Source organism: Modicisalibacter tunisiensis, assembly GCF_020148005.1.
Lineage (GTDB): Bacteria > Pseudomonadota > Gammaproteobacteria > Pseudomonadales > Halomonadaceae > Modicisalibacter > Modicisalibacter tunisiensis.
In genome coordinates this window covers 2,895,785-2,915,820 of sequence record NZ_JAGXFD010000001.1, presented here as the reverse complement: position 1 = coordinate 2,915,820, position 20,036 = coordinate 2,895,785, and the positions used below count along the sequence as shown (strand labels likewise).

Below are 20,036 nucleotides of genomic sequence, written 5' to 3'. Positions count from 1 at the left end.
GTGAACTCGGGGTCGAAAAGCGGTGGGGCGGCGGGCCGGCGCGAGGGCCGGCCCGGGACGTCAGAAGACGGTCGGGAAGGGGCCCATCTCGACCTGGACCGACTTGATCTGGGTGTACTGGTCGAGCGACGAGAGCCCGTTCTCGCGACCGATGCCGGACTCCTTGTAGCCGCCCACCGGCATCTCGGCCGGGGAGTCGCCCCAGGTGTTGATCCAGCAGATCCCCGCCTGCAGGCGATGGATGACGCGATGCGAGCGGTTCAGGCTTTCGCTGAACAGGCCGGCGGCCAGCCCGTAGGTGGTGTCGTTGGCGCGCCGGACGACCTCGTCCTCGTCGTCGAAGACCAGGATCGACATGACCGGGCCGAAGATCTCCTCGCGGACGATGCGCATGTCGTCGCGGCAGTCGGTGAACACCGTCGGTGCCGCCCAGGCGCCGTCGGCGAAGTCGCCATCGTTCCAGCGCTCGCCGCCGACCAGCACGCGGGCGCCTTCCTGCTTGCCCAGGTCGATGTAGCCCTGGACCTTCTCGAGGTGCTCGAAGCTGACCAGCGGACCGAAATTGACGTTCGGGTCGAGCGGGTCGCCGGCGCGGATGCGCTCCACGCGCTCCTTGATGCGGGCCTCGAAGGCGCTCTTGATCGAGCGATGCACGAAGACGCGGGTGCCGTTGGTGCAGACCTGACCGCTGGAATAGAAGTTGGCGATCATGGCGGCGTCGGCGGCCCGATCCAGATCGGCGTCGTCGAAGACGATCAGCGGCGACTTGCCGCCCAGCTCCATGGTCACTTCCTTGAGGGTCGAGCCGGCCGCGGCGGACATCACCTTCTTGCCGGTGCCGGCTTCGCCGGTGAAGGTGATCTTGTCGATGTCGGCATGGTGCGTGAGCAGCTCGCCGACGCGGCCGTCGCCGTGGACCACGTTGAACACGCCGTCGGGCAGACCGGCCTCGGTGAAGATCTCGGCCAGTTTCAGGGTGGTCAGCGGTGTGACCTCGCTGGGCTTGAAGACCACGGCGTTGCCGGCGGCCAGCGCGGGAGCGCTCTTCCAGCAGGCGATCTGGATGGGGTAGTTCCAGGCACCGATGGCCCCGATCACGCCCAGTGGTTCGCGGCGCGTGTAGACGAAGGAGTCCTCGCGCAGCGGGATCTGCGTGCCCTCGATGGCGGGTGCCAGCCCGGCGTAGTATTCCAGCGAGTCGGCGCCGGTGACGACGTCCACCGCCTGGGTCTCGCTGATCGGCTTGCCGGTGTCCAGGGTTTCCAGCTGTGCCAGCTCGTCATTGCGTTCGCGCAGCAGGGCGACGGCGCGCAGCAGGATGCGGCTGCGCTCCATGCCGGTCATCGCCGCCCACACCTGCTGGCCCCGACGGGCCGAGGCGACGGCGCGGTCGATATCCTCGCGTGATGCCTGCTGAACGCGGGCCAGTACCTCGCCGTTGGCGGGGTTGACGGTGTCGAAGGTTTCACCGGAGGTGGCGTCCACGCGACGTCCGTCGATGTAGAGTGGCTGAGTTTCGAGTGTGGCCATGTTGCCTCCGCGAAAGGATGGATGTGTCGCGCCGCCCGGGGCCGCCGTCAGGCGAGGCAGTCGGCGCGCGCCAGTTGTTCTTCCAGGTAGTCGTAGGCCAGCCGGCGGGCCCGGTCGACGTCGAGCCCCTCGGGTGCCAGGGCGCCGCGCAGCCACAGGCCGTCGATCATCGCCGCCAGGCCGCGAGCGGCGCGGCGGGCCTCGGCGCGTGGCAGGCAGCGTCGGAACTGGCTGCACAGGTTCGAGTAGAGGCGCCGGTCGTTGACCCGCTGCAGCCGCTGGAGGTCGTGCTTGTGCATGCTCGAGGCCCAGAAGGCCAGCCAGGTCTTCATCACCGACTGGCTGACCTGGCTGCGATCGAAGTTGCCGTCGATGATCGCGCGCAGGTGGGCCGCCGGCGTATCCTCCGGCAGGCGGCCGCGGCGTGTGGCCACGGCGGCTCCCAGGTCGTAGAGGATCTGGCGCATGGTGGCTTCCAGCAGGCCATCCTTGCCGCCGAAATAATGGCTGATGATGCCGGCCGAGACGCCGGCCTGCCGGGCGATTCGCGCGACGGTGGCGTCCGCCAGTCCGACGTCGTCGATGGCCTGCATGGTGGCGCTGATCAACTGCCGCCGGCGTATGGGCTCCATTCCGACCTTGGGCACGAGCCTCCTCCTTTGCCTGTCGCGAGACGGGGCGACGTTGAATCGTGACTCGGGCCGTCCACGTCTCATTGGTCTATAGTGTGCAATGTTTTTATTGAACGTTCAATCAACAAAAACTATTGTATAGTGGAATGCGTAGTCGATTATCGCATAATTCATCGTTATCCAACGTGCCGCAAGGCGGCACGCCACTTCGTCCGCAGGAGACACGTCAATGTACAAGACATCCTCTCTGACTCTGGTCGCCGGCAGCCTGCTGGCATCGATGGCGCCCCTCGCCGCTGCCGCCGAGGTGCCCGAACAGTGCCGGACGGTGCACTTCGCCGAGGTCGGCTGGACCGACATCACCGCGACCACCGCGATGACCAGCGAGGTGCTCGACGGCCTGGGCTATGACGTGACCAGCGACACCGTGTCGGTACCGATCGCCTACTCCGGCCTGAAGAACGGCGACTTCGACGTCTTCCTCGGCAACTGGATGCCGTCGATGGCGTCGATCAGCGATCCCTACATCGACAAGGGCCAGGTCGATCGCGTGGGCGCCAACCTCGAGGGCGCCAAGTACACGCTGGCCGTGCCGCAGTATGTCTACGATGCCGGCGTGACCTCGGTGGCCGACCTCGACAAGCACGCCGACCAGTTCGGCAAGCGTCTCTACGGGATCGAGGCCGGCAACGACGGCAACATGATCATCCAGGACATGATCGACGACGATGCCTTCGGTCTGGGCGACTGGGAGCTCGTCGACTCGTCCGAGGCGGGCATGCTCGCCGAGCTCAAGTCGAAGGTGGGCGACAAGCAGTGGATGGTGTTCCTGGGCTGGGAGCCGCATCCGATGAACACCAACTTCGACATGGCCTACCTGTCCGGTGCGGATGACTACTTCGGCCCCAACTATGGTGGCGCGACCGTCTACACCAACACCCGTGCCGGTTACGTCGACGACTGCGCCAACGCCGGCCGGCTGCTCAAGAACCTGACGTTCACCCTGGCGATGGAGAACGAGGTGATGGGCGCGATCATGGACGACGGCAAGAAGCCGCGCGTCGCGGCCCGCGAGTGGCTCCAGGCCCATCCCGACGTGCTGGCTGACTGGCTCGAGGGCGTGACCACCGTCGACGGCGGCCAGGGGCTGCCGGCCGTGAAGAAGGCGCTGGGAATCAAGCAGTAATCCGCGAGCAGGGGTTGCCAAGACGGCGGCCCCTGTGCATAATTCGCAACCGCTGTACCGGGGCTGCAAGCCTCGGCGCGGTCGGCGACATGGCTACGTAGCTCAGCTGGTTAGAGCACATCACTCATAATGATGGGGTCCCCTGTTCGAATCAGGGCGTAGCCACCAGGATTTCGAGAGCCCAGCGCTTTGCCGCTGGGCGTTTTCGTCAAGGAAAGCCGAGGGTTGCGACGGGCCCGGCGGCGATTACATGCCTTGACGATTGAAGAGGAATCCGTATACTACGTCGCGAGCTCAAGTGATGTTCCCCGATAGCTCAGTTGGTAGAGCAAATGACTGTTAATCATTGGGTCGCAGGTTCGAGTCCTGCTCGGGGAGCCAAGCATCGCAGCGTGCATTGTCGAGTCAAGCGACCAAGGCGCGTAATATAGAGCTTTTACATCGACGGTATTCCCCGATAGCTCAGTTGGTAGAGCAAATGACTGTTAATCATTGGGTCGCAGGTTCGAGTCCTGCTCGGGGAGCCAGCATCGATGTCCTGCCTTTTTCAGGTATTCCCCGATAGCTCAGTTGGTAGAGCAAATGACTGTTAATCATTGGGTCGCAGGTTCGAGTCCTGCTCGGGGAGCCATTCTTCTTCTGTCATTTCGCCGTATCCCCATCCTGTCTGGCGCATGAAGCCAGCGCGGGCGGTGCCAGGGTGATGCCTGCGCGCTCCAGCGCTTCCAGTGCCGGTTCGCGCACATAGTCCTGCTGCCAGGCAACACTGTCGACCAGGCGACGGTCCCACAGCACGATATCCAGATCGATGGTTCGTGGCCCCGACTTGATGGGGCCGCGTCGACGGCCGAGTCGGGCTTCGATGTCCTTGAGGTAGCGGCGAAAGGCGCGATAGTCCAGCGAGGTGTAAAGCAGCAGGGCGCCGTTGAGAAAGTTGGGCTGGGCCTGATAGCCCACCGGGGTCGTCTCGATGACCGTCGCCGCGGCGAGTACCCGGCATTCGGCTTCCAGAATCGTGGTGGCCATGGTGATATGGCGTCGCGGCTCGATGTTGGAGCCCAGTGACAGCAGGCACTCATGGGAGGCGTCGGGCATCGGGGTATCCTTTCCTGACCGGTCTGCCGGTTCTATAGCATGGGGGTTTCCCGGCTTTCAACCGAGCGGGGACGGGGTGGGGACCGCTACTGGGCGATCGTGATATGATTCGGCGTCAGGTTGCTCGACAACCTCTGTCCATGGTTTCCGCCGCGGGGCGGGAGTCGCAAGCATGAGCGGGATTTCACGAGGATAAGCATGGCATCGACAGCGCCGAGCCGTGAAGAGGCCGAAAACGCCGTCCGGACACTGATACGCTGGGCGGGAGACGACCCCGAGCGCGAGGGGCTCGTGGATACCCCCGCTCGGGTGGTGCGTGCCTACGAGGAGTTCTTCGCCGGCTACACCTCCGACCCGGTGGGGGTGCTCGAGCGGACCTTCTCCGAGGTGGAAGGCTACGACGAGATGATCGTCATGAACGACATCCGCTTCGAGAGCCACTGCGAGCATCACATGGCGCCGATCATCGGCAAGGCGCATATCGGCTATATTCCCGATCGCCGCGTGGTGGGCATCTCCAAGCTGGCCCGGCTGGTGGAGATCTATGCCAAGCGCCTGCAGATTCAGGAAAAGATGACCGTGCAGATCGCCGATACCCTGCATGACGTGCTGCAGCCCCAGGGGGTGGCCGTGGTCATCGAAGCGTCCCACCAGTGCATGACCACGCGGGGGATTCACAAGCCCGGTGCCAGCCTGGTGACCAGCCGCATGCTGGGGACCTTCCGCAAGAACCCGGCGACGCGCCGTGAATTCCTGAGAATTCTCCGGCTGTCCGGCGCCTCGGTCGCCGACTGATCCTCACCCGCGCCCGCGCCCGCGCCCGACCTGCGACGCCATGCCGACCGGCATGGCGTCGTCGCGTTCGGGAAGCTCAGCGGGCCAGGAGCCCGCGCTCGGTCAGCTCGTCCAGCAGTGCCCGCGTGCCCGGCTCATGAAAGAAGCGCCACAGCGCGTCGGCGCCCGCCGGGCCGACGCCATCGATGCGCTGCCAGTCGCGGCGGTGGCGTGACGCGAGTCGTTCGACACCGGCAAAGCGCCCCTCGCGCTCCAGGGCTGCCGGCGCCACGCTCGGCAGGCCCAGGGCCTTCAGCCAGGTGGTATCGGTAGCCTGGCGGGCTCGCTCGAAGGCGTCCATCCAGTTGGCGGCCCTGGCGCGCCCCACGCCGTCCAGGCGCTTCAGCGCCGGCGCACGCAGGTCCAGCCAGTCCAGCAGCGAGGTGACCAGCCCCGCCTCCACCAGCTGTCGCCAGCGGGCTTCGCCGATACCGTCGATGGCGAGCCCGTGATCGCTGGAGAGCCATTCGAGCCGGGCCAGGAACTGCTGTCGGCAGCCGGGCGCCGGGCTCAGGCAGCTGAAGGCATCATGAGCCTCGGCATCGGGCGCGTCCACGCTCGGGCGAGGCCTGCGACGCACCACCACGTTATCGAGATGGGGGATGGTCAGGCCGGCCAGGGAGACCTGCACCTGATCGCCGGGACGCACGTCCAGCTCGCGCCAATGCGCGAGCGAGCCCAGGCTGACCCGCGTGATGGTGCGATCGTCGAGCGTGACCGGCGAGAGCACGGCGATCGGCGTGATGCGCCCGGTACGGCCGATCGAGAAGGTGACGCGCCGGACGTCGGCCAGGGTGCGGTGTGCCGGATACTTCCAGGCCAGTGCCCAGTCGGGTGGCTCGGGTTGCCAGGTCGCCGCCGCTGGGCGTTGCCCCTGGCGCAGCACGATGCCGTCGCTGGCGAAGGGCAGGGGGTGGCGATACCAGGACTGGCGCTGCTGCACCACGTCGCGAAGGCTGTGGACCCGCCGCGTGTCGCGCCTGGCGTCGCCAAGGCCCCAGGCCGCCATTTGCTCGAGCCGGGCAGGCATGGCCTCAGGGCCGTTCGGCCAGTCCCAGACGAACAGGCCGATACGGCTTGCCGCTTCGGCATCGAGGGACTCGCGTGCCATCAGGCCGCTGATCGCTGCACGGGCGCCGTCGGTGCCGTCGCGCGACTGCACATGCCCCGGGCGCTTGTCATAGAGCTCGCCCTGCAGCACCACCCGGGGCGGCGCGCCGGGCAGTCGTTCGGGGATCGCCGCGATCACCCGCGCCCGGGGCAGCCAGTTCTGCCCGCGAATCCCGTCGCCACGACTGACGGCGGCGCTGAGCCGGCCCTGTTCGTAGAGCAGGGTGACGGCGACGCCGTCGACCTTGGGCTGGATCCAGAGTTCTCGATCCTGGCGGGCGCGCAGCCATTCGGCGACCGCCTGGCGGGAGTCGGCCTTGGTCAGGCCGGTCTGCACGACGGGATGTCGCACCTCGCCGCCGGTCGGGGCATGGGGCTGTGGCGGCGGGGCGGTGAGGCCGAGGCACTGGCGCCAGCGTGCCTGACGCCGCCTGGCGGCTTCGTAGACGCCGTCCTCGACCAGGCGGGTGCCGTGCCGGTAATAGGCATCGGCCCAGCGTTGCAGGCGCGACGAAAGCCGATCGAGGTCGTGTTGCAGCTGCTCGCTCGACCGCCCGTCGCAGGCGTCGGTGTCACCTCGGGCCGGCGAGACGACCAGCAGCAGGGCGAGTGCCAGGAGGGCAATCGGTAGGTGTGGGTGATGGCAGGCGGTCATGGGCGGGGGCTCTCCAGGGACTGAATCGGTGGGCTGAAACGACGACCGCCACCCCGGGGGGTGGCGGTCGTCGTTACCTCGCGTCGAACACCGGAGGGTGCGTGGTGTGCGTCAGTGCGACCGACCGAGTCGCGCGTAATCCAGCACGATCTGCGACCCCTCGATCACCTGGGCGCGATCGATCGGGTCCGGCGCCGGTTCGCCGCCGCCGTTCGTGTCGCCGTTGCGCGCATCGGCCCAGTGCGCGAGCGGCTCGAGGCCCAGCGCCCGCCGCCGGCGATTTTCCAGGGCCAGTTCCTCCTTCTCCTGCGCGTCCATCTCGCGCTGGCGCTGCTCGCGATTGAGGCTGACACTGGTCTGCTGCTCGCGCAGCTTCTTGATCAGGCTGGCCTGCTGTTCCAGGTAGAGGAAGTTCGGCTCCTGCTCGACGCGCTGGCGGTGGCGCGCCTTGAGGGTGTCGAGGTAGGCGCTCGGGTGGCCGTAGCGACGGTACTGCACGGCGCGCACGGTATCCCAGGGCAGGGCGTTGTCGAGGCTGCTTTCGCCGATGGTCTGCGGATCGATCAGGCTGGGGAAGCTGATGTCCGGGGTGACGCCGCGCAGCTGGGTGCTCTCTCCCGAGACGCGGTAGAACTTGGCGCGGGTCAGCTTGATCTGGCCGTGGCTGAGGTCGCTGAGCGTCTGCACGGTCCCCTTGCCGAAGGTCTGGCTGCCGATGATCAGCCCGCGCCCGTAGTCCTGGATGGCCCCGGCGAAGATCTCCGAGGCGGAAGCGGACAGGCGATTCACCAGCACGCCCAGCGGGCCGTCGTAGGCGACGCCGCTGTCGGTGTCGCCATACAGGCTGATGCGTCCCCGGGCGTCACGCACCTGGACGGTGGGGCCGCGGTCGATGAACAGCCCCACCAGCGAGTTGGCTTCCTGGAGGGCGCCGCCACCATTGTTGCGCAGGTCCAGCAGGATGCCCTCCACGTTCTGGGCCTTGAGCTTCTTGATCTCCTTGGCGACGTCGCGGGTCGAGCTGCGGTAATCCTCTTCCCCGGCCTGCCAGGCATCGAAGTCGACATAAAAGGTGGGGATCTTGATCACGCCGATGCGGTGGTCGCCGTCGTCGCGATGCACGGTCACCACCTCGCTGCTGGCGGCCTGGTCCTCGAGCTCGACGGTGTCGCGGACGATCTTCACCACGTGCGAGCGGGTCACGTCCACCGCCTTGGCGGGAATGACGTCGAGGCGCACCGTGGATCCCTTCGGGCCGCGGATCAGCTCGACCACGTCATCCAGGCGCATGCCCACCACGTTGACCATCTCGCCGCTCTTGCCCTGGCCCACGCCGACGATGCGGTCGGCAGGCTGCAGCACGCCGCTCTTGGCGGCGGGGCCGCCGGGAACCAGGCTGGCCACCTTGACGTACTCGCCCTCGGTCTGCAGCAGGGCGCCGATGCCCTCGAGCGACAGCCGCATCTGGATGTCGAAGGACTCGCTCTGACGCGGCGAGAAGTACTCGGTGTGCGGGTCCACCGTGCCGGTGACGGCGGCCATGAACAGCTCCAGTACATCTTCCGGCTTGGTCTGGCTCACCCGGGAGAGCTGACCCTCGTAGCGATCATGGAGCGTCTTCTGCACGGCCTCGGGCGACTGGTCGCTGAGGCTCAGGGACAGGGCGGCATTCTTCAGGCGCTTGTGCCAGAGGGTGTCGAGCGCCCCCTCGTCGCGGGCCCAGTCGGCCGATTCGCGATCCAGCGCCAGGCGGCCCTGGCCGGTGTAGTCGAAGTCCAGGCCATCATCGACCTGTTTCAGCAGCCACTTCAGGCGGGCCTCCAGGCGCTGCTGGTAGCGACCGTAAAGGGCGTAGACACGATCCAGCTTGCCCTGGGTGACGGCGTCATCGAGCGAGGTGCGCAGATCGCTGAAGTCATCGACATCGCTTCGCAGCAGATAGGCGCGCTGCGAATCGAGCACATCGAGAAAGCGGTCGAAGGCACGTCGCGACCAGGCGTCATCGAGCGTGACGTCGGCATAGTGACCGTATTCCAGAGAGTCCGCGACTTCGGTCGACGCCTGGCGCTGGGCATCCGTGGGGGTGGGGCCGGCAAGGGCCGGTACACCCAGCGCGATCAGCAGCAGGAAGATCGTCACGCGCTGGATGACTGCAGTCAGGCTCATCGATGAAGCACTCCCGGTTTCATGTACACTCTGTTCCCTGGTGACCGGCCCGCGGATGCCGCACAAGCCGGTTTGGCATTGTAGCAGCCTGTATCGCCAGACATAGACCCCGACGAGGATGAGCATGCCCCAAGATCCGACCCTGGAACGCCTCCTGACATTCCTGGCCCGCTCGCCGACCCCCTGGCACGCGACCGCCAACATGGCCCGGCGGCTGGAAGGCGCCGGTTATCGTCGCCTCGACGAGACCCGGGCGTGGTCGCTGTCGCCGGGCGACCGCGTGTTCGTGACGCGTAACGACTCGTCGTTGATCGCCCTGCAGCTGCCCGAGGGGCGCCTCGAGACGCTGCGCATGATCGGCGCGCACACCGACAGCCCCGGGTTGCGGCTCAAGCCCAATGCGGCGCTGCGCAACCGCGACTGGCTGCAACTCGGCGTCGAGGTCTACGGCGGGGCGCTGCTGGCGCCCTGGTTCGACCGTGACCTGGGGATCGCCGGTCGCGTGCATGTGCGCCGCGAGGACGGCACTACCCAAGGCGTGCTGATCCATGTGGATCGCCCGGTGGCGACGATTCCCAGCCTGGCCATTCACCTCGATCGCGAGGCCAACAACGGGCGTGCCCTGAACGCGCAGACCCAGATGGCGCCGGTGCTGCTGCAGGGCGGCGGCGACTCGGACTTCACGGCGCTTATCAAGCGCTGGCTCCACGAGCAGCAGGGGCTGGAAGACGTCGAGCCACTGGCCTTCGAGCTGTGCCTCCATGATGTTCAGCCGCCCAGCCGCGTGGGGGTCGAGGCGGAACTGATCGCCGGCGCCCGCCTCGACAACCTGCTGTCGTGCTTCTGTGGCCTGGAAGCGCTGCTGGCCGCCGACGGCAGCCAGGGGGCACTGCTGGTGGCCAACGATCACGAGGAGGTCGGCAGTGCCAGTGCCTGCGGTGCCCAGGGGCCGTTCCTGGCCGATGTGCTGCGCCGCGTCAATGCCCAGTGCGGCGAGGCCGGTGAAGAAGGGCTGGTTCGGCTGATCCAGGGCTCGCGCCTGATCTCCTGCGACAATGCCCATGCCCTGCACCCCAACTTTCCGGACAAGCATGACGCCGCCCACGGTCCGGCGATCAACGGCGGCCCGGTGATCAAGGTCAATGCCAATCAGCGCTACGCCACCACCAGCGAGACGGCGGCGCTGTTTCGCGATCTCTGTCACGAGGCGGGGGTGCCGGTGCAGAGCTTCGTCACGCGGGCGGACATGGGGTGCGGCAGCACCATCGGGCCGATCACCGCCAGCGAGATCGGTGTACCCACGCTGGATGTGGGGGTGCCGCAGTGGGCGATGCACTCGATCCGTGAAACCGCCGGCGTGCATGACATCGCCTACCTGATTCGCACGCTGACGGCCTTCGTCAACCGCTCGCGACTGGGCTGAGCCGTGCCGCCGCGCTGAACAATCCGGGGTAGACAAGAAAACGCCCGCCCTCCTGACGGAGGGCGGGCGTTGTTGCGTTACCGAGGCGTCTCGTGCGCGATCAGCGATCGCTCTCGGTCTGGCTCGAGGAGGCTTCGGTCGCGCTCGGGGCTTCCTCGGCCTGTGCCGGCGTTTCCTTGGCGGCGGGCTGCTGCTCGCGGCGACGCTTCTCGCGCGGGTCGTTGTGCGCCCGCCGGCGGCGCGGACGACGCTCGGCCCTGGCCGGAGCGGCCGGCGGCTCGCTCGCCGGTGTCTCCGCCTTGGCAGATGCCTCCGGCTCGCTGGTCTTGCCGGTGCCTGCGTCAGCCTCGGCTTGTGGTGCCTCGGTCGTCTCGGGCTCGGCGTTGCTTGCGGCCTGCGGCTTGGTGTCGGCTGCCGGGGTTGCCTCGGAAGCGACTGCTTCAGCCTTGTCTGCCGGCGTGTCATCGGTCTGCGGGGCCGAGGCTTCCGCTGCCGGTGCATCGAGATGAGCCCGGGACTCGGTGCCGGTGGCTTGCGGTTCCTCCGGGGTGGAGGGTGCCTCGGCGGGAGTCTCGGAACCGGTGACGGGGGCGGCGTTCTGGGCGGACGCATCGCCAGCCGTTTCGGTAGCCGCCTTTTTCTCGCTCTCGACGGAGGACGGGGATGCCTTGCCGTCATCCTCGGTGGCCGCCTTCGCCGTGTCGCCTTCGCCGCGCCGCTTGCGCTGGCGGCTCCGGGCGGCGGGCTTGTCGGCGGTGGTCGCCGCCCCGGCCGTATCGTCGGTCGCGCCGCCATCGGCCGGGCTGTCGGCCTGGGTCGCGGGCTCCTTCGCGGCCTTTGCCGTCGGGGCCGTTTCGTCGCTGCTGTCGCGGCCCTCGGTCTTGCTCGGCTCGGCGGCCGGCGTCCCGGCGGCTTCCGACTTCGTGCTTTCTGTCTTCTCGGCGGCTTCCGGCTTGGCGGCTTCTGCCTTCTCGGCGGCTTCCGGCTTCGCGGCTTGGTCCGCTGCCGGCGCCTCGGCCTTCAGCCGTTCCTGCTCGGCGACCGACTCGGGGTTGAGGGCATGCTGCCGACGCCGCTGACGGGGGTTGTTGCGGGTGCGCTTGGGACGAGAGTCCGTGTCTTCCGCTGCCTCGCCTTCGGCCCCGGCAAGCTTGTTCGGCTTGTCGCTCCTGTCATCGTCGCGACGCGCCTTGCCGCTCTCCGGCTTGTCGGCCTTCCGGGGCTCGCTTTGCTGGGTGTCGGCCTTTTCCGTCTTGTCACCCTTCTGGGTCTGGCGGGGGCCTTTCCGGCCACCGCCCTCCTTGCCGGTGCCCTGACGCGATGGCTTGCCGGTCTGATCGCCCTGACGCTTGCCGTCGTCGCGGCTCTCGTCACGTGACGGGGCTTCGTCGCGGCGACGCCCGTTCTCGCGTGGCTCTTCGCCACGGGATTCGTCGCGACGGGCGTCGCTACGCCGGGCGTCGTCACGCCGGGCGTCGTCACGCCGGGCGTCGTCACGCCGGGCGTCGTCACGCTGCGCATTGCGACGGCGCCCGTTCTCGCGGCGCTCGTCGTCACGACGGCTATCGCTGCGCTGGCCTTCCTGGCGGCGACGGCGCTGGCCGCCGTTGCCGCGACCCTGCCCGTCCCGGGCGGCGGCGCCGTCATGGCTGCCTGAGGCCTCGCCGTTGCCGCGCTGGGCGGCATCGGTGCCTTCCTCTTCCGGGGTGCCGATCAGTTTGCCGAGCCCCTTGAAGAAGCGTGACAGCAGGCCGGTAGGCGCGGGGAGGGTGGCGCTGTCCTGGTGGCGCGTCTCGTCCTCGATCGGCTGCTGCAGGGAGGCCGGTGCCGGGGCGTTGTGGGCCACGCCCTTGACCGCCGCCTCGGTGCGCTGGATGGGCTTGGCCAGCGTCAGGTCGGGTTCCTTGCCGACCTCGGTGTCGGTGGAGAGCTCGAAGCTGGACTTGTGCTCGCCTTCCTCGCTGACGTGATCGTCGCGCAGGCGCTGCACGTCGTAGTGCGGAGTGTCCATGTCGGGGTTGGGCAGCAGCACCACCTTGACGCCCTGACGCTGCTCGATGTCGGCCAGGGTGGCGCGCTTCTCGTTGAGCAGGTAGGTGGCGACCGGCACCGGCAGGATGGCGCGAATCTGCGCGCTGCGCTCCTTCATCGCCTCTTCCTCGATCAGGCGCATGACCGACAGCGACAGCGAGCGGACGTCGCGGATGGTGCCCTGGCCGTCGCAGCGCGGGCAGACCACGCCGCTGGTCTCGCCGAGCGAGGGGCGCAGGCGCTGACGGGACATCTCCATCAGGCCGAAGCGCGAGATGCGGCCGATCTGCACGCGGGCGCGGTCGATCTTGAGCGCGTCGCGCATGCGGTTCTCGACTTCGCGCTGGTTGCGCGCCGGCGACATGTCGATGAAGTCGATGACCACCAGGCCGCCGATGTCGCGCAGGCGCAGCTGGCGGGCGATCTCGTCGGCGGCCTCGAGGTTGGTCTGCAGGGCGGTTTCCTCGATGTCGCTGCCGCGGGTGGCGCGCGCCGAGTTGATGTCGATGGAGACCAGCGCCTCGGTGTGGTCGATCACCACCGAGCCGCCGGAGGGCAGCTTGACCTCGCGCTGGTAGGCGGTCTCGATCTGCGATTCGATCTGGAAGCGCGAGAACAGCGGCACGTCATCGGCGTAGAGCTTGATCTTCTGCTGGTAGGAGGGCATGACCTGACGAATGAAGCCCAGCGCCTCCTGATGGACCTCGGGGCTGTCGATCAGCACCTCGCCGATGTCCTGGCGCAGGTAGTCGCGCATGGCGCGAATGATCACGTTGGACTCGCGGTAGATCAGGAAGGGCGCGGAGCGCTTGCCGGCCTCCTCGGTGATCGCCTCCCAGACCTGAGCGAGGTAGTCGAGGTCCCACTGCAACTCTTCGGTGCTGCGGCCGATCCCGGCGGTGCGCACGATCACGCCCATCTTGTCGGGCAGGGTCAGCGCCGACATCGCCTCCTTGAGCTGGGCGCGCTCCTCGCCCTCGATGCGCCGCGAGATGCCGCCCGCCCGCGGGTTGTTGGGCATCAGCACCAGAAAGCGGCCGGCCAGGCTGATGAAGGTGGTGAGCGCCGCGCCCTTGTTGCCGCGCTCCTCCTTGTCGACCTGAACGATGACTTCCTGGCCCTCCTTGATCACCTCCTTGATGTTGGGGCGACCGGAAGGCTCCTTGGTGAAGTATTCGCGGGAGATTTCCTTGAGCGGCAGGAAGCCGTGGCGTTCGGCACCGAAGTCGACGAAGGCGGCTTCCAGGGAGGGTTCGACGCGGGTGATCTTGCCGCGATAGATGTTGGCCTTCTTCTGTTCGCGGGCGCCGGATTCGATATCCAGATCGTAGAGGCGCTGTCCATCGACGAGGGCGACGCGCAGCTCTTCGGGCTGGGTCGCGTTGATGAGCATCCGTTTCATGTTGTCTCGCTAGTTGGCTCGCACCGGGAGGCGGGCCTGGGGACAACGCTGTGGAAATGTCGGCGCGGATGCTCACGGTATTGCGCGGGCGAGTGAAGGCTGACACGAGTCAGGCCATATCCCGGTCCGCCAGGCGCGTGGTGCTTGTTTCCGCACGTCTATTATCTGACCAGCGATTCCTTTTGCGTCGGCGACGGCGAACCGCTTCGTGCTGTCGTGCTGTGCTCAGCGCATGTCGTGACTGTGGCGCCAGCCCCGGCAGGGCCGGGAATGGCAAGATCATGTTGAGTACGCGGCGGCGGCAGGACATGTCGCGGCGGGGTGCATCCCCCGGCCGGTCCTGCAGACGACCGCCAGACACCTGGCATTGTTCGATTCGCCGACGCCGGCCTCCGGCACGGTGTTGAAGTCCCCGTGGTCTCGATCAGGCATCAGGCGTGATCGGGCCCGGGCGTGGCGTCGTCTTTCACTTTTCACTGCATGGCGATGGGGATGTCCCCATCGCCGGAATCATGGCTCGGGCCTGCGTGCTGATCGGGCAGGCGCGTGACGATGGGTGCTTTTCACCCATCCGAGCGACTTCGGAATATAACAGTAAAGCCGTATAGCGGCAATTGACGTTGACACCGCCGAGGTGGGTTAGAATGGGGCTTTCGGTCACTGAGGCCGGAACAGGCAAGGAGAGAGCATGGCCGAAGGGCGCGACATTCAATGGGTCGACATCGGCGAGGCCCACGCCGGGCAGCGCATCGACAACTTTCTGCACACGCGCCTGAAAGGGGCGCCGCGGGCGCTGATCTATCGGATCGTCCGCAAGGGCGAGGTGCGCGTCAACAAGAAGCGCGTCAAGGCCGACTATCGGCTGGTGCCCGGCGATCAGGTGCGCATCCCGCCGCTGCGGCTGGCGCCGGAAGAGGCGGTGCGCGAGGTCAGCGACAACCTGCGCAACCTGCTGGCCGGCAGCGTGCTGATCGAGGGGCCGCAGTGGCTGGTGATCAACAAGCCCTCGGGGCTGCCGGTGCACGGCGGCAGCGGGGTGAAGATCGGCCTGATCGAGGCGCTGCGTCAGGTACGCGAGGATCTCGACTTTCTCGAGCTGGTGCATCGGCTCGACCGCGACACCTCGGGATGCCTGCTGCTGGCCAAGACACGTCCCGCGCTGCTGGCGCTCAACACCGCACTCAAGCAGCACAAGATGGAGAAGCGTTACCTGGCGCTGGTGGCCGGGCGCTGGCCGGCTCGCCGGGATTTCGTCAGTGCGCGCCTGGATCGCTATGACGCCGGCAACGGCGAACGCCGCGTGCGCGTCGACCCGGCCGGCAAGGTGGCGCGGACCCGTTTCGCCGTCCAGGAGACGCTGGCCGGGGTGACCCTGGTCGAGGCCGAGCCGGTGACCGGGCGCACCCACCAGATTCGGGTGCATGCCGCTCACGCGGGACACCCTCTATTGGGGGACGACAAGTACGGTACCGCGGCGGCGCGTCGCCTGGCGGCGGAGCTGAAGCTGCCACGCCTGTTCCTGCATGCGGCGTCGCTGACCTTTCCCGAGCCCAGCAGTGGCCGGCCCGTCAGGGTGCGGGCGCCGCTGGGTGACGAGCTCGAGGGGGTGCTCGAGCGTGCCCGCGGGCGGGGGATGTCCTCATGACCTCCTCGACCGGAGAGCTTCGCTATCGGCTGGTGATCTTCGACTGGGACGGCACCCTGGTGGATTCCGAGGCGCGGATCGTCAGCTGCATGCAGGCGGCGGCCGAGGAAATCGGCTGGACGCCGCTGAGTCGCGAGGCAGTGCGTGACATCATCGGGCTGGGGCTGCCCGAGGCGATCGCCCGGCTGTGTCCGGGAATCGACGCCCGGCGGGCGGAGGCCCTGCGGGCCGGCTATGCGCGCCGCTTCGTTGCCGCCGACCAGTCGCCGACCCCCTTCTTCCCGGGGGTCGAGGCGGGTCTGGGGCGGCTGCGGCGTTCCCCGGCAACGCGGCTGGCCGTGGCCACCGGCAAGAGCCGCCGGGGGCTCGATCGGGCGCTGGCGACGACCGGCGCCGGCGGCTGGTTCCACGCCACGCGAACCGCCGACGAGACCCGTTCCAAGCCCGACCCGCGGATGCTCGAGGAGCTGCTGATCGAGACCGGCGTCGCGGCATCGGAGGCGTTGATGATCGGGGATACCGAATATGACATGGCCATGGCCCGCTCGCTGGGCATGGATCGCGTGGCGGTGACCTACGGGGTGCACGCGCCGGAGCGCCTCGCGCAGTGCGAGCCGACCTTCACGGCGGACGACTTTGCGGCCGTCATCGACTGGCTCCATGGCTGAAGTGAATATCGAGGAGGTGCGTGATGGCCGACGAGCGCAATGACGATCCCTGGACCGGCGGGGAAGAGGTACCACCCGGCGACGAGCCGCGAAGAGAAAGAAAGGAGGAGGCGGGCGCGGACTGGCGCGAGCGTCGGCAATGGCAGCAGTGGCAGCTCATGGAGCGCTGGATGGAGGGCGTGCTGGTCGAGCAGCGTCGCGCACGGCGCTGGAAGCTGTTCTTCCGCTTCGTGTTCGCCGGGCTGCTGCTGGCGCTGGTGTGGGCGGTCTTCAGTGGCGTCCGGCAGGCCGGCGGGCCGACGCCCACGGGGCCGCATGTCGCCGTGGTGCGCGTCGAGGGCGCCATCGATGCCGAGGGGCGGGCCAGTGCCGAACGGATCATCGAGGGCGTCAGGCAGGCCTGGGGCAATCCGGATGCTCGTGCCGTGGTGCTCGACATCAACAGTCCCGGCGGCAGCCCGGTGCAGTCGCAGCGCGTCTACGCCGAGCTGCGGCGGCTCGTGGCCCAGGGCGGCAAGCCGGTGGTGGCGGTCATCGAGGACATCGGGGCCAGCGGCGCCTATTACATCGCCTCGGCGGCCGGTCGCGTCTATGCGTCCCCGGCGAGCCTGGTCGGCTCGATCGGGGTGATTCATGCCGGCTTCGGTCTCCAGGGCGCCATCGATAAGCTGGGGGTGGAGCGGCGGGTCTTCACCGCCGGCGAGAACAAGGACTTCCTGGATCCCTTCGCGCCGGTGACGCCGGAGCAGCGCGAGTTCTGGCAGCAGGTGCTCGACACCACCCATCGGCAGTTCATCGACGCCGTCAAGGCCGGTCGCGGCGACCGGCTGGCCGATGACCCGCGGCTGTTCTCGGGGCTGGTCTGGACCGGCGAGCAGGCCGTGTCGCTGGGACTGGTGGACGAGCTGGCCAGCCTGGAGCAGCTCGATCGGGAGCGCTTCGACGGTCTGCCGCTGGAAGACTACACGCCGTCGCTGGACCCGTTCACGCGCCTGTCGCGTCAGTTCGGCCGGGTCGCCGCCGAGTGGCTGGGGCTGCCCTCGACCCGCTCGCCGGTGCGCTATCAGGCCTACTGAGTGCGGCGAGGCTCGGGGGTCAGGCGGCGAGGGGGTCCAGGCCGGCCTCGCGCAGCAGCGCGCACAGGCGGATCAGGGGCAGGCCGATCAGCGTGTTGGGGTCGTCGCCCTCCAGGCGCTCGAAGAGCGTGACGCCGAGACCTTCCATGCGGAAGCTGCCGGCGCTGTCCAGGGGCTTTTCACGGGCGACGTAATGGGCGATCTCGCGTTCGCCGAGTCGTCGGAAGACGACGTCGTAGCGTTCGTGGCAGACCCAGTGACGACTGGCGCGGGTGTCGATCAGCGCCAGGCCGGTGAGAAAGCGCACGCGGTTGCCCGAGAAGCGGGCCAGGTTGGCCCGGGCGGTGGCCTCGTCGCCGGGCTTGCCGAGGATGTCGCCCTCGAACAGGGCGATCTGGTCGCTGCCGATGACCAGGTGGTCATCGAAGTCGCGGGCCACTCGCTCGGCCTTGCTCAGGGCCAGGCGATGCACGAGTGCCTCGGGCGGCTCGCCGTCACGGGGGCGCTCGTCGATGTCGGGGCTCGCCCAGGTGAAGGGCAGGCCGAGGCGTTCGAGCAGCTGGCGGCGCCAGGGCGATCCGGAAGCCAGAACGAGACGGCTCATGGCAGTGTCCTCGCGGAGGAAGTGGAGGGCTCAGTCTGCCCCCGTGCTCGCGGGCTGTACAGGGCGTGACGGTGCGCTTTGACAGGCCCGGGGGGAATCCCTATTATTGCGCGCCTATGATGACCACTAGACTTCCCCTGCACGTCGAGCCCTACCGGCTGGCTGCCGGCGAACAGACGCTCGAGGGCAGTGTCCCTCTGGATGCCATGACGCGTCTGGCCGAAGAGGCCGGGCCTCAGCAGGGTGACTGCGAGGTGCGCCTTGCCTTCGGTGTCGGCCCTCAGGGGCGCCGTTACATCGAGGGGTGGCTGAGTGCCTCGGTGCAGCTCGCCTGCCGGCGTTGCCTGGAGCCGCTGCCGGTGTCGGTCGAGAGCCGCTGGCTGCTGGGCATGGTGAGCAGCGATGCCCTGGCCGCCGACCTGCCCGGCGACTACGAGCCGGTCCTGGTGGAAAACGAACAGCTCAACCTGCTGCCGGTCATCGAGGACGAACTGATCCTCAGCCTGCCGCAGGTGGTCTATCACGACGAGGCGGCGTGCGCCGTGTCGCGCGACCAGCTGGCCAGCCGTCCCGACACCGAGGATTCGGACGAGACCGCGACAAGCCCCTTCGATGTGCTGCGCACATTGAAGGATAAACACTGATTATTTCGACACGCTCTTTGGAGTACTACCCATGGCAGTTCAACAGAACCGCAAGACCCGTTCCAAGCGCGGCATGCGCCGCAGCCACGACGCGCTGACCGGCCCGACCCTGTCCCAGGACAAGGAAACCGGCACCACGCATCGTCGTCACCACGTGGCACCGGACGGTTTCTATCGCGGCCGCAAGGTCGTCGACGCTTGACGCAGCGCTGAATTCGGGCGACTTCGGCGTCACGTCGTGCGTATCGCCATCGACGCCATGGGCGGGGACCAGGGTCCCCGCGCCGTGGTTCGGGGAGCCGCCGAAGCGCTGTGCGCGCATCCCTCGCTGTCCATCCGCCTGTTCGGGCCGCAAGTGCGGCTCGAAGAAGAACTGTCGTCACTGCCTCGTCGCTACGGAGCAGTGCGTGAGCGCATGAGTGTCCATCATGCGGGCGAGGTGATCGCGCAGTCGGCGCGTCCTTCCCAGGCCCTGCGTACCGGGGGAAGCAGCAGTCTGGCCCGCATGCTCGATGACGTGGCGGCCGGGCAGGCCGATGCAGGCGTCAGTGCCGGCAACACCGGTGCCCTGATGGCGCTGTCGCGCCGTGCCCTGGGCATGGTGGCGGGCATTCCGCGACCGGCGATCACCACCGCCATCCCGACCCGCGGCGGCGGTCGCTGCTACATGATCGACCTGGGTGCCAATATCGAGACCACCGCCGAGCGGCTGGTCGATTTCGCGCGCATGGCGGATGTCATGGCGCGACATGTCGACGGCCTCGAGCACCCAAGGGTGGCCCTGCTCAACGTGGGCGTCGAGGCGACCAAGGGCCCGGCGATGGTTCGCGAGGCCGACGAGCGGCTGCGACGCCTGTCGTCGCTCAACTACATCGGGTTCGTCGAGGGTGACGGCCTGTTCAACGGAGACGCCGACGTGGTGGTCTGCGACGGCTTCGTCGGCAACATCGTGCTCAAGTCCAGCGAAGGGCTGGCGCGCATGCTGGTGGAGCGCTTCCAGACCACCTTCGCCGCCCACTGGGGCAGTCGTCTCGTCACGCTGCTGGCGCGTCCGGCCTTGCTGCGTATCAAGCGTCAGCTGGATCCGGTCCGCTACAATGGCGCCAGTCTTCTGGGTCTGGCAGGCATCGTGGTGAAGAGCCACGGCCGTGCCGATGCCCAGGGGTTCGCGTTTGCCGTCTCCCGTGCGGTGCAGGAGGTGCGCCGTGATCTGCCGTCGCGGCTGGCGCAGGCGCTGGGACAGTCCGCTATCCCGTCGGTCGCGTGCGGCCCGGGGGATAGCGGGTTTTCCGCCCGCTCGAGACCCGACGATTTCAATCCTGAAAGGTGAATGCC

Annotated in this window: 16 protein-coding genes and 4 tRNA genes; 13 read left to right on the top strand and 7 right to left on the bottom strand. The window is 68.0% G+C overall.

Annotated elements, in window-relative coordinates; translation table 11 throughout:
• Positions 1–60: 60 nt before the first annotated feature.
• A complete protein-coding gene (betB, locus tag KGQ91_RS13700; protein ID WP_224421204.1) occupies positions 61–1,530 on the bottom strand; it encodes a betaine-aldehyde dehydrogenase in 1,470 nt (489 codons plus the stop codon).
• A gap of 47 nt (positions 1,531–1,577) precedes the next feature.
• Positions 1,578–2,177 carry a transcriptional regulator BetI gene (gene betI, locus KGQ91_RS13695; protein ID WP_224421203.1) on the bottom strand — a complete coding sequence of 200 codons (600 nt, stop codon included), beginning with the start codon at positions 2,175–2,177 and terminating at the stop codon, positions 1,578–1,580.
• 214 nt (positions 2,178–2,391) lie between these two features.
• On the opposite strand from betI, the gene KGQ91_RS13690 reads away from it, so the two are divergent.
• The 5 genes from KGQ91_RS13690 to KGQ91_RS13670 all read left to right on the top strand — a co-directional run bounded on the left by KGQ91_RS13690 (position 2,392) and on the right by KGQ91_RS13670 (position 3,979).
• Positions 2,392–3,348, top strand: coding sequence for a choline ABC transporter substrate-binding protein (locus KGQ91_RS13690; protein WP_224421202.1), 957 nt, complete (start codon positions 2,392–2,394; stop codon positions 3,346–3,348).
• A 91-nt stretch (positions 3,349–3,439) separates the two neighbouring features.
• Positions 3,440–3,516, top strand: a tRNA-Met gene (locus KGQ91_RS13685).
• A 137-nt stretch (positions 3,517–3,653) separates the two neighbouring features.
• Positions 3,654–3,729: transfer RNA gene (locus KGQ91_RS13680), tRNA-Asn, on the top strand.
• A 70-nt stretch (positions 3,730–3,799) separates the two neighbouring features.
• Positions 3,800–3,875 (top strand) — tRNA-Asn (locus tag KGQ91_RS13675).
• 28 nt (positions 3,876–3,903) lie between these two features.
• Positions 3,904–3,979 (top strand) — tRNA-Asn (locus KGQ91_RS13670).
• Between the two features lie 11 nt (positions 3,980–3,990).
• Here the strand turns inward: KGQ91_RS13670 and folK are convergent.
• A complete protein-coding gene (gene folK, locus KGQ91_RS13665) occupies positions 3,991–4,443 on the bottom strand; it encodes a 2-amino-4-hydroxy-6-hydroxymethyldihydropteridine diphosphokinase (RefSeq protein WP_224414728.1) in 453 nt (150 codons plus the stop codon).
• Positions 4,444–4,641: 198 nt separating this feature from the next.
• Here folK and folE point away from each other — a divergent pair, with 198 nt between their 5' ends.
• Positions 4,642–5,238, top strand: a complete 597-nt coding sequence (folE, locus tag KGQ91_RS13660; RefSeq protein WP_224414729.1) for a GTP cyclohydrolase I FolE — start codon at positions 4,642–4,644, stop codon at positions 5,236–5,238.
• Positions 5,239–5,314: 76 nt separating this feature from the next.
• Here the strand turns inward: folE and ligB are convergent, their stop codons facing one another.
• Positions 5,315–7,042 carry an NAD-dependent DNA ligase LigB gene (gene ligB, locus KGQ91_RS13655; protein ID WP_224421201.1) on the bottom strand — a complete coding sequence of 576 codons (1,728 nt, stop codon included), beginning with the start codon at positions 7,040–7,042 and terminating at the stop codon, positions 5,315–5,317.
• A gap of 111 nt (positions 7,043–7,153) precedes the next feature.
• Complete coding sequence (locus KGQ91_RS13650; protein ID WP_224421200.1) at positions 7,154–9,208, bottom strand: carboxy terminal-processing peptidase; 2,055 nt, start codon at positions 9,206–9,208, stop codon at positions 7,154–7,156.
• Positions 9,209–9,332: 124 nt separating this feature from the next.
• Here KGQ91_RS13650 and KGQ91_RS13645 point away from each other — a divergent pair, with 124 nt between their 5' ends.
• Entirely contained in the window at positions 9,333–10,631 is a 1,299-nt protein-coding gene (locus KGQ91_RS13645) for a M18 family aminopeptidase (RefSeq protein ID WP_224421199.1), read from the top strand.
• Between the two features lie 100 nt (positions 10,632–10,731).
• Here KGQ91_RS13645 and rne read toward each other — a convergent pair whose 3' ends face one another.
• The gene (gene rne, locus KGQ91_RS13640) at positions 10,732–14,064 is read right to left on the bottom strand and encodes a ribonuclease E (RefSeq protein ID WP_224421198.1); all 3,333 of its coding nucleotides are present in this window, start codon (positions 14,062–14,064) and stop codon (positions 10,732–10,734) included.
• A 688-nt stretch (positions 14,065–14,752) separates the two neighbouring features.
• Here rne and KGQ91_RS13635 point away from each other — a divergent pair.
• From KGQ91_RS13635 to sppA, 3 genes are read left to right on the top strand one after another with little or no spacing between them, the layout of a single operon-like run.
• Positions 14,753–15,709, top strand: a complete 957-nt coding sequence (locus KGQ91_RS13635) for an RluA family pseudouridine synthase (protein ID WP_163650087.1) — start codon at positions 14,753–14,755, stop codon at positions 15,707–15,709.
• A complete protein-coding gene (locus KGQ91_RS13630) occupies positions 15,706–16,377 on the top strand; it encodes an HAD-IA family hydrolase (protein ID WP_163650088.1) in 672 nt (223 codons plus the stop codon). Before KGQ91_RS13635 ends, KGQ91_RS13630 begins: the two co-directional genes overlap by 4 nt.
• 23 nt (positions 16,378–16,400) lie before the next feature.
• On the top strand, positions 16,401–17,453 hold the full coding sequence (gene sppA / locus KGQ91_RS13625) for a signal peptide peptidase SppA (RefSeq protein WP_224421197.1): 1,053 nt from the start codon (positions 16,401–16,403) through the stop codon (positions 17,451–17,453).
• Positions 17,454–17,472: 19 nt separating this feature from the next.
• Here the strand turns inward: sppA and KGQ91_RS13620 are convergent, their stop codons facing one another.
• Complete coding sequence (locus KGQ91_RS13620) at positions 17,473–18,057, bottom strand: Maf family protein (RefSeq protein ID WP_163650090.1); 585 nt, start codon at positions 18,055–18,057, stop codon at positions 17,473–17,475.
• 116 nt (positions 18,058–18,173) lie between these two features.
• Here KGQ91_RS13620 and KGQ91_RS13615 point away from each other — a divergent pair, with 116 nt between their 5' ends.
• Genes KGQ91_RS13615 through plsX form a run of 3 tightly spaced genes read left to right on the top strand, consistent with a single transcriptional unit; the run spans position 18,174 to position 20,031 of the window.
• Positions 18,174–18,701, top strand: a complete 528-nt coding sequence (locus KGQ91_RS13615; RefSeq protein ID WP_163650091.1) for a YceD family protein — start codon at positions 18,174–18,176, stop codon at positions 18,699–18,701.
• A gap of 31 nt (positions 18,702–18,732) precedes the next feature.
• Positions 18,733–18,903, top strand: coding sequence for a 50S ribosomal protein L32 (gene rpmF, locus KGQ91_RS13610; protein WP_163650092.1), 171 nt, complete (start codon positions 18,733–18,735; stop codon positions 18,901–18,903).
• A 36-nt stretch (positions 18,904–18,939) separates the two neighbouring features.
• Positions 18,940–20,031: a phosphate acyltransferase PlsX gene (gene plsX / locus KGQ91_RS13605; protein ID WP_224421196.1), complete on the top strand. Its 1,092-nt coding sequence runs from the start codon at positions 18,940–18,942 to the stop codon at positions 20,029–20,031.
• The last annotated feature ends 5 nt before the right edge of the window (positions 20,032–20,036 follow it).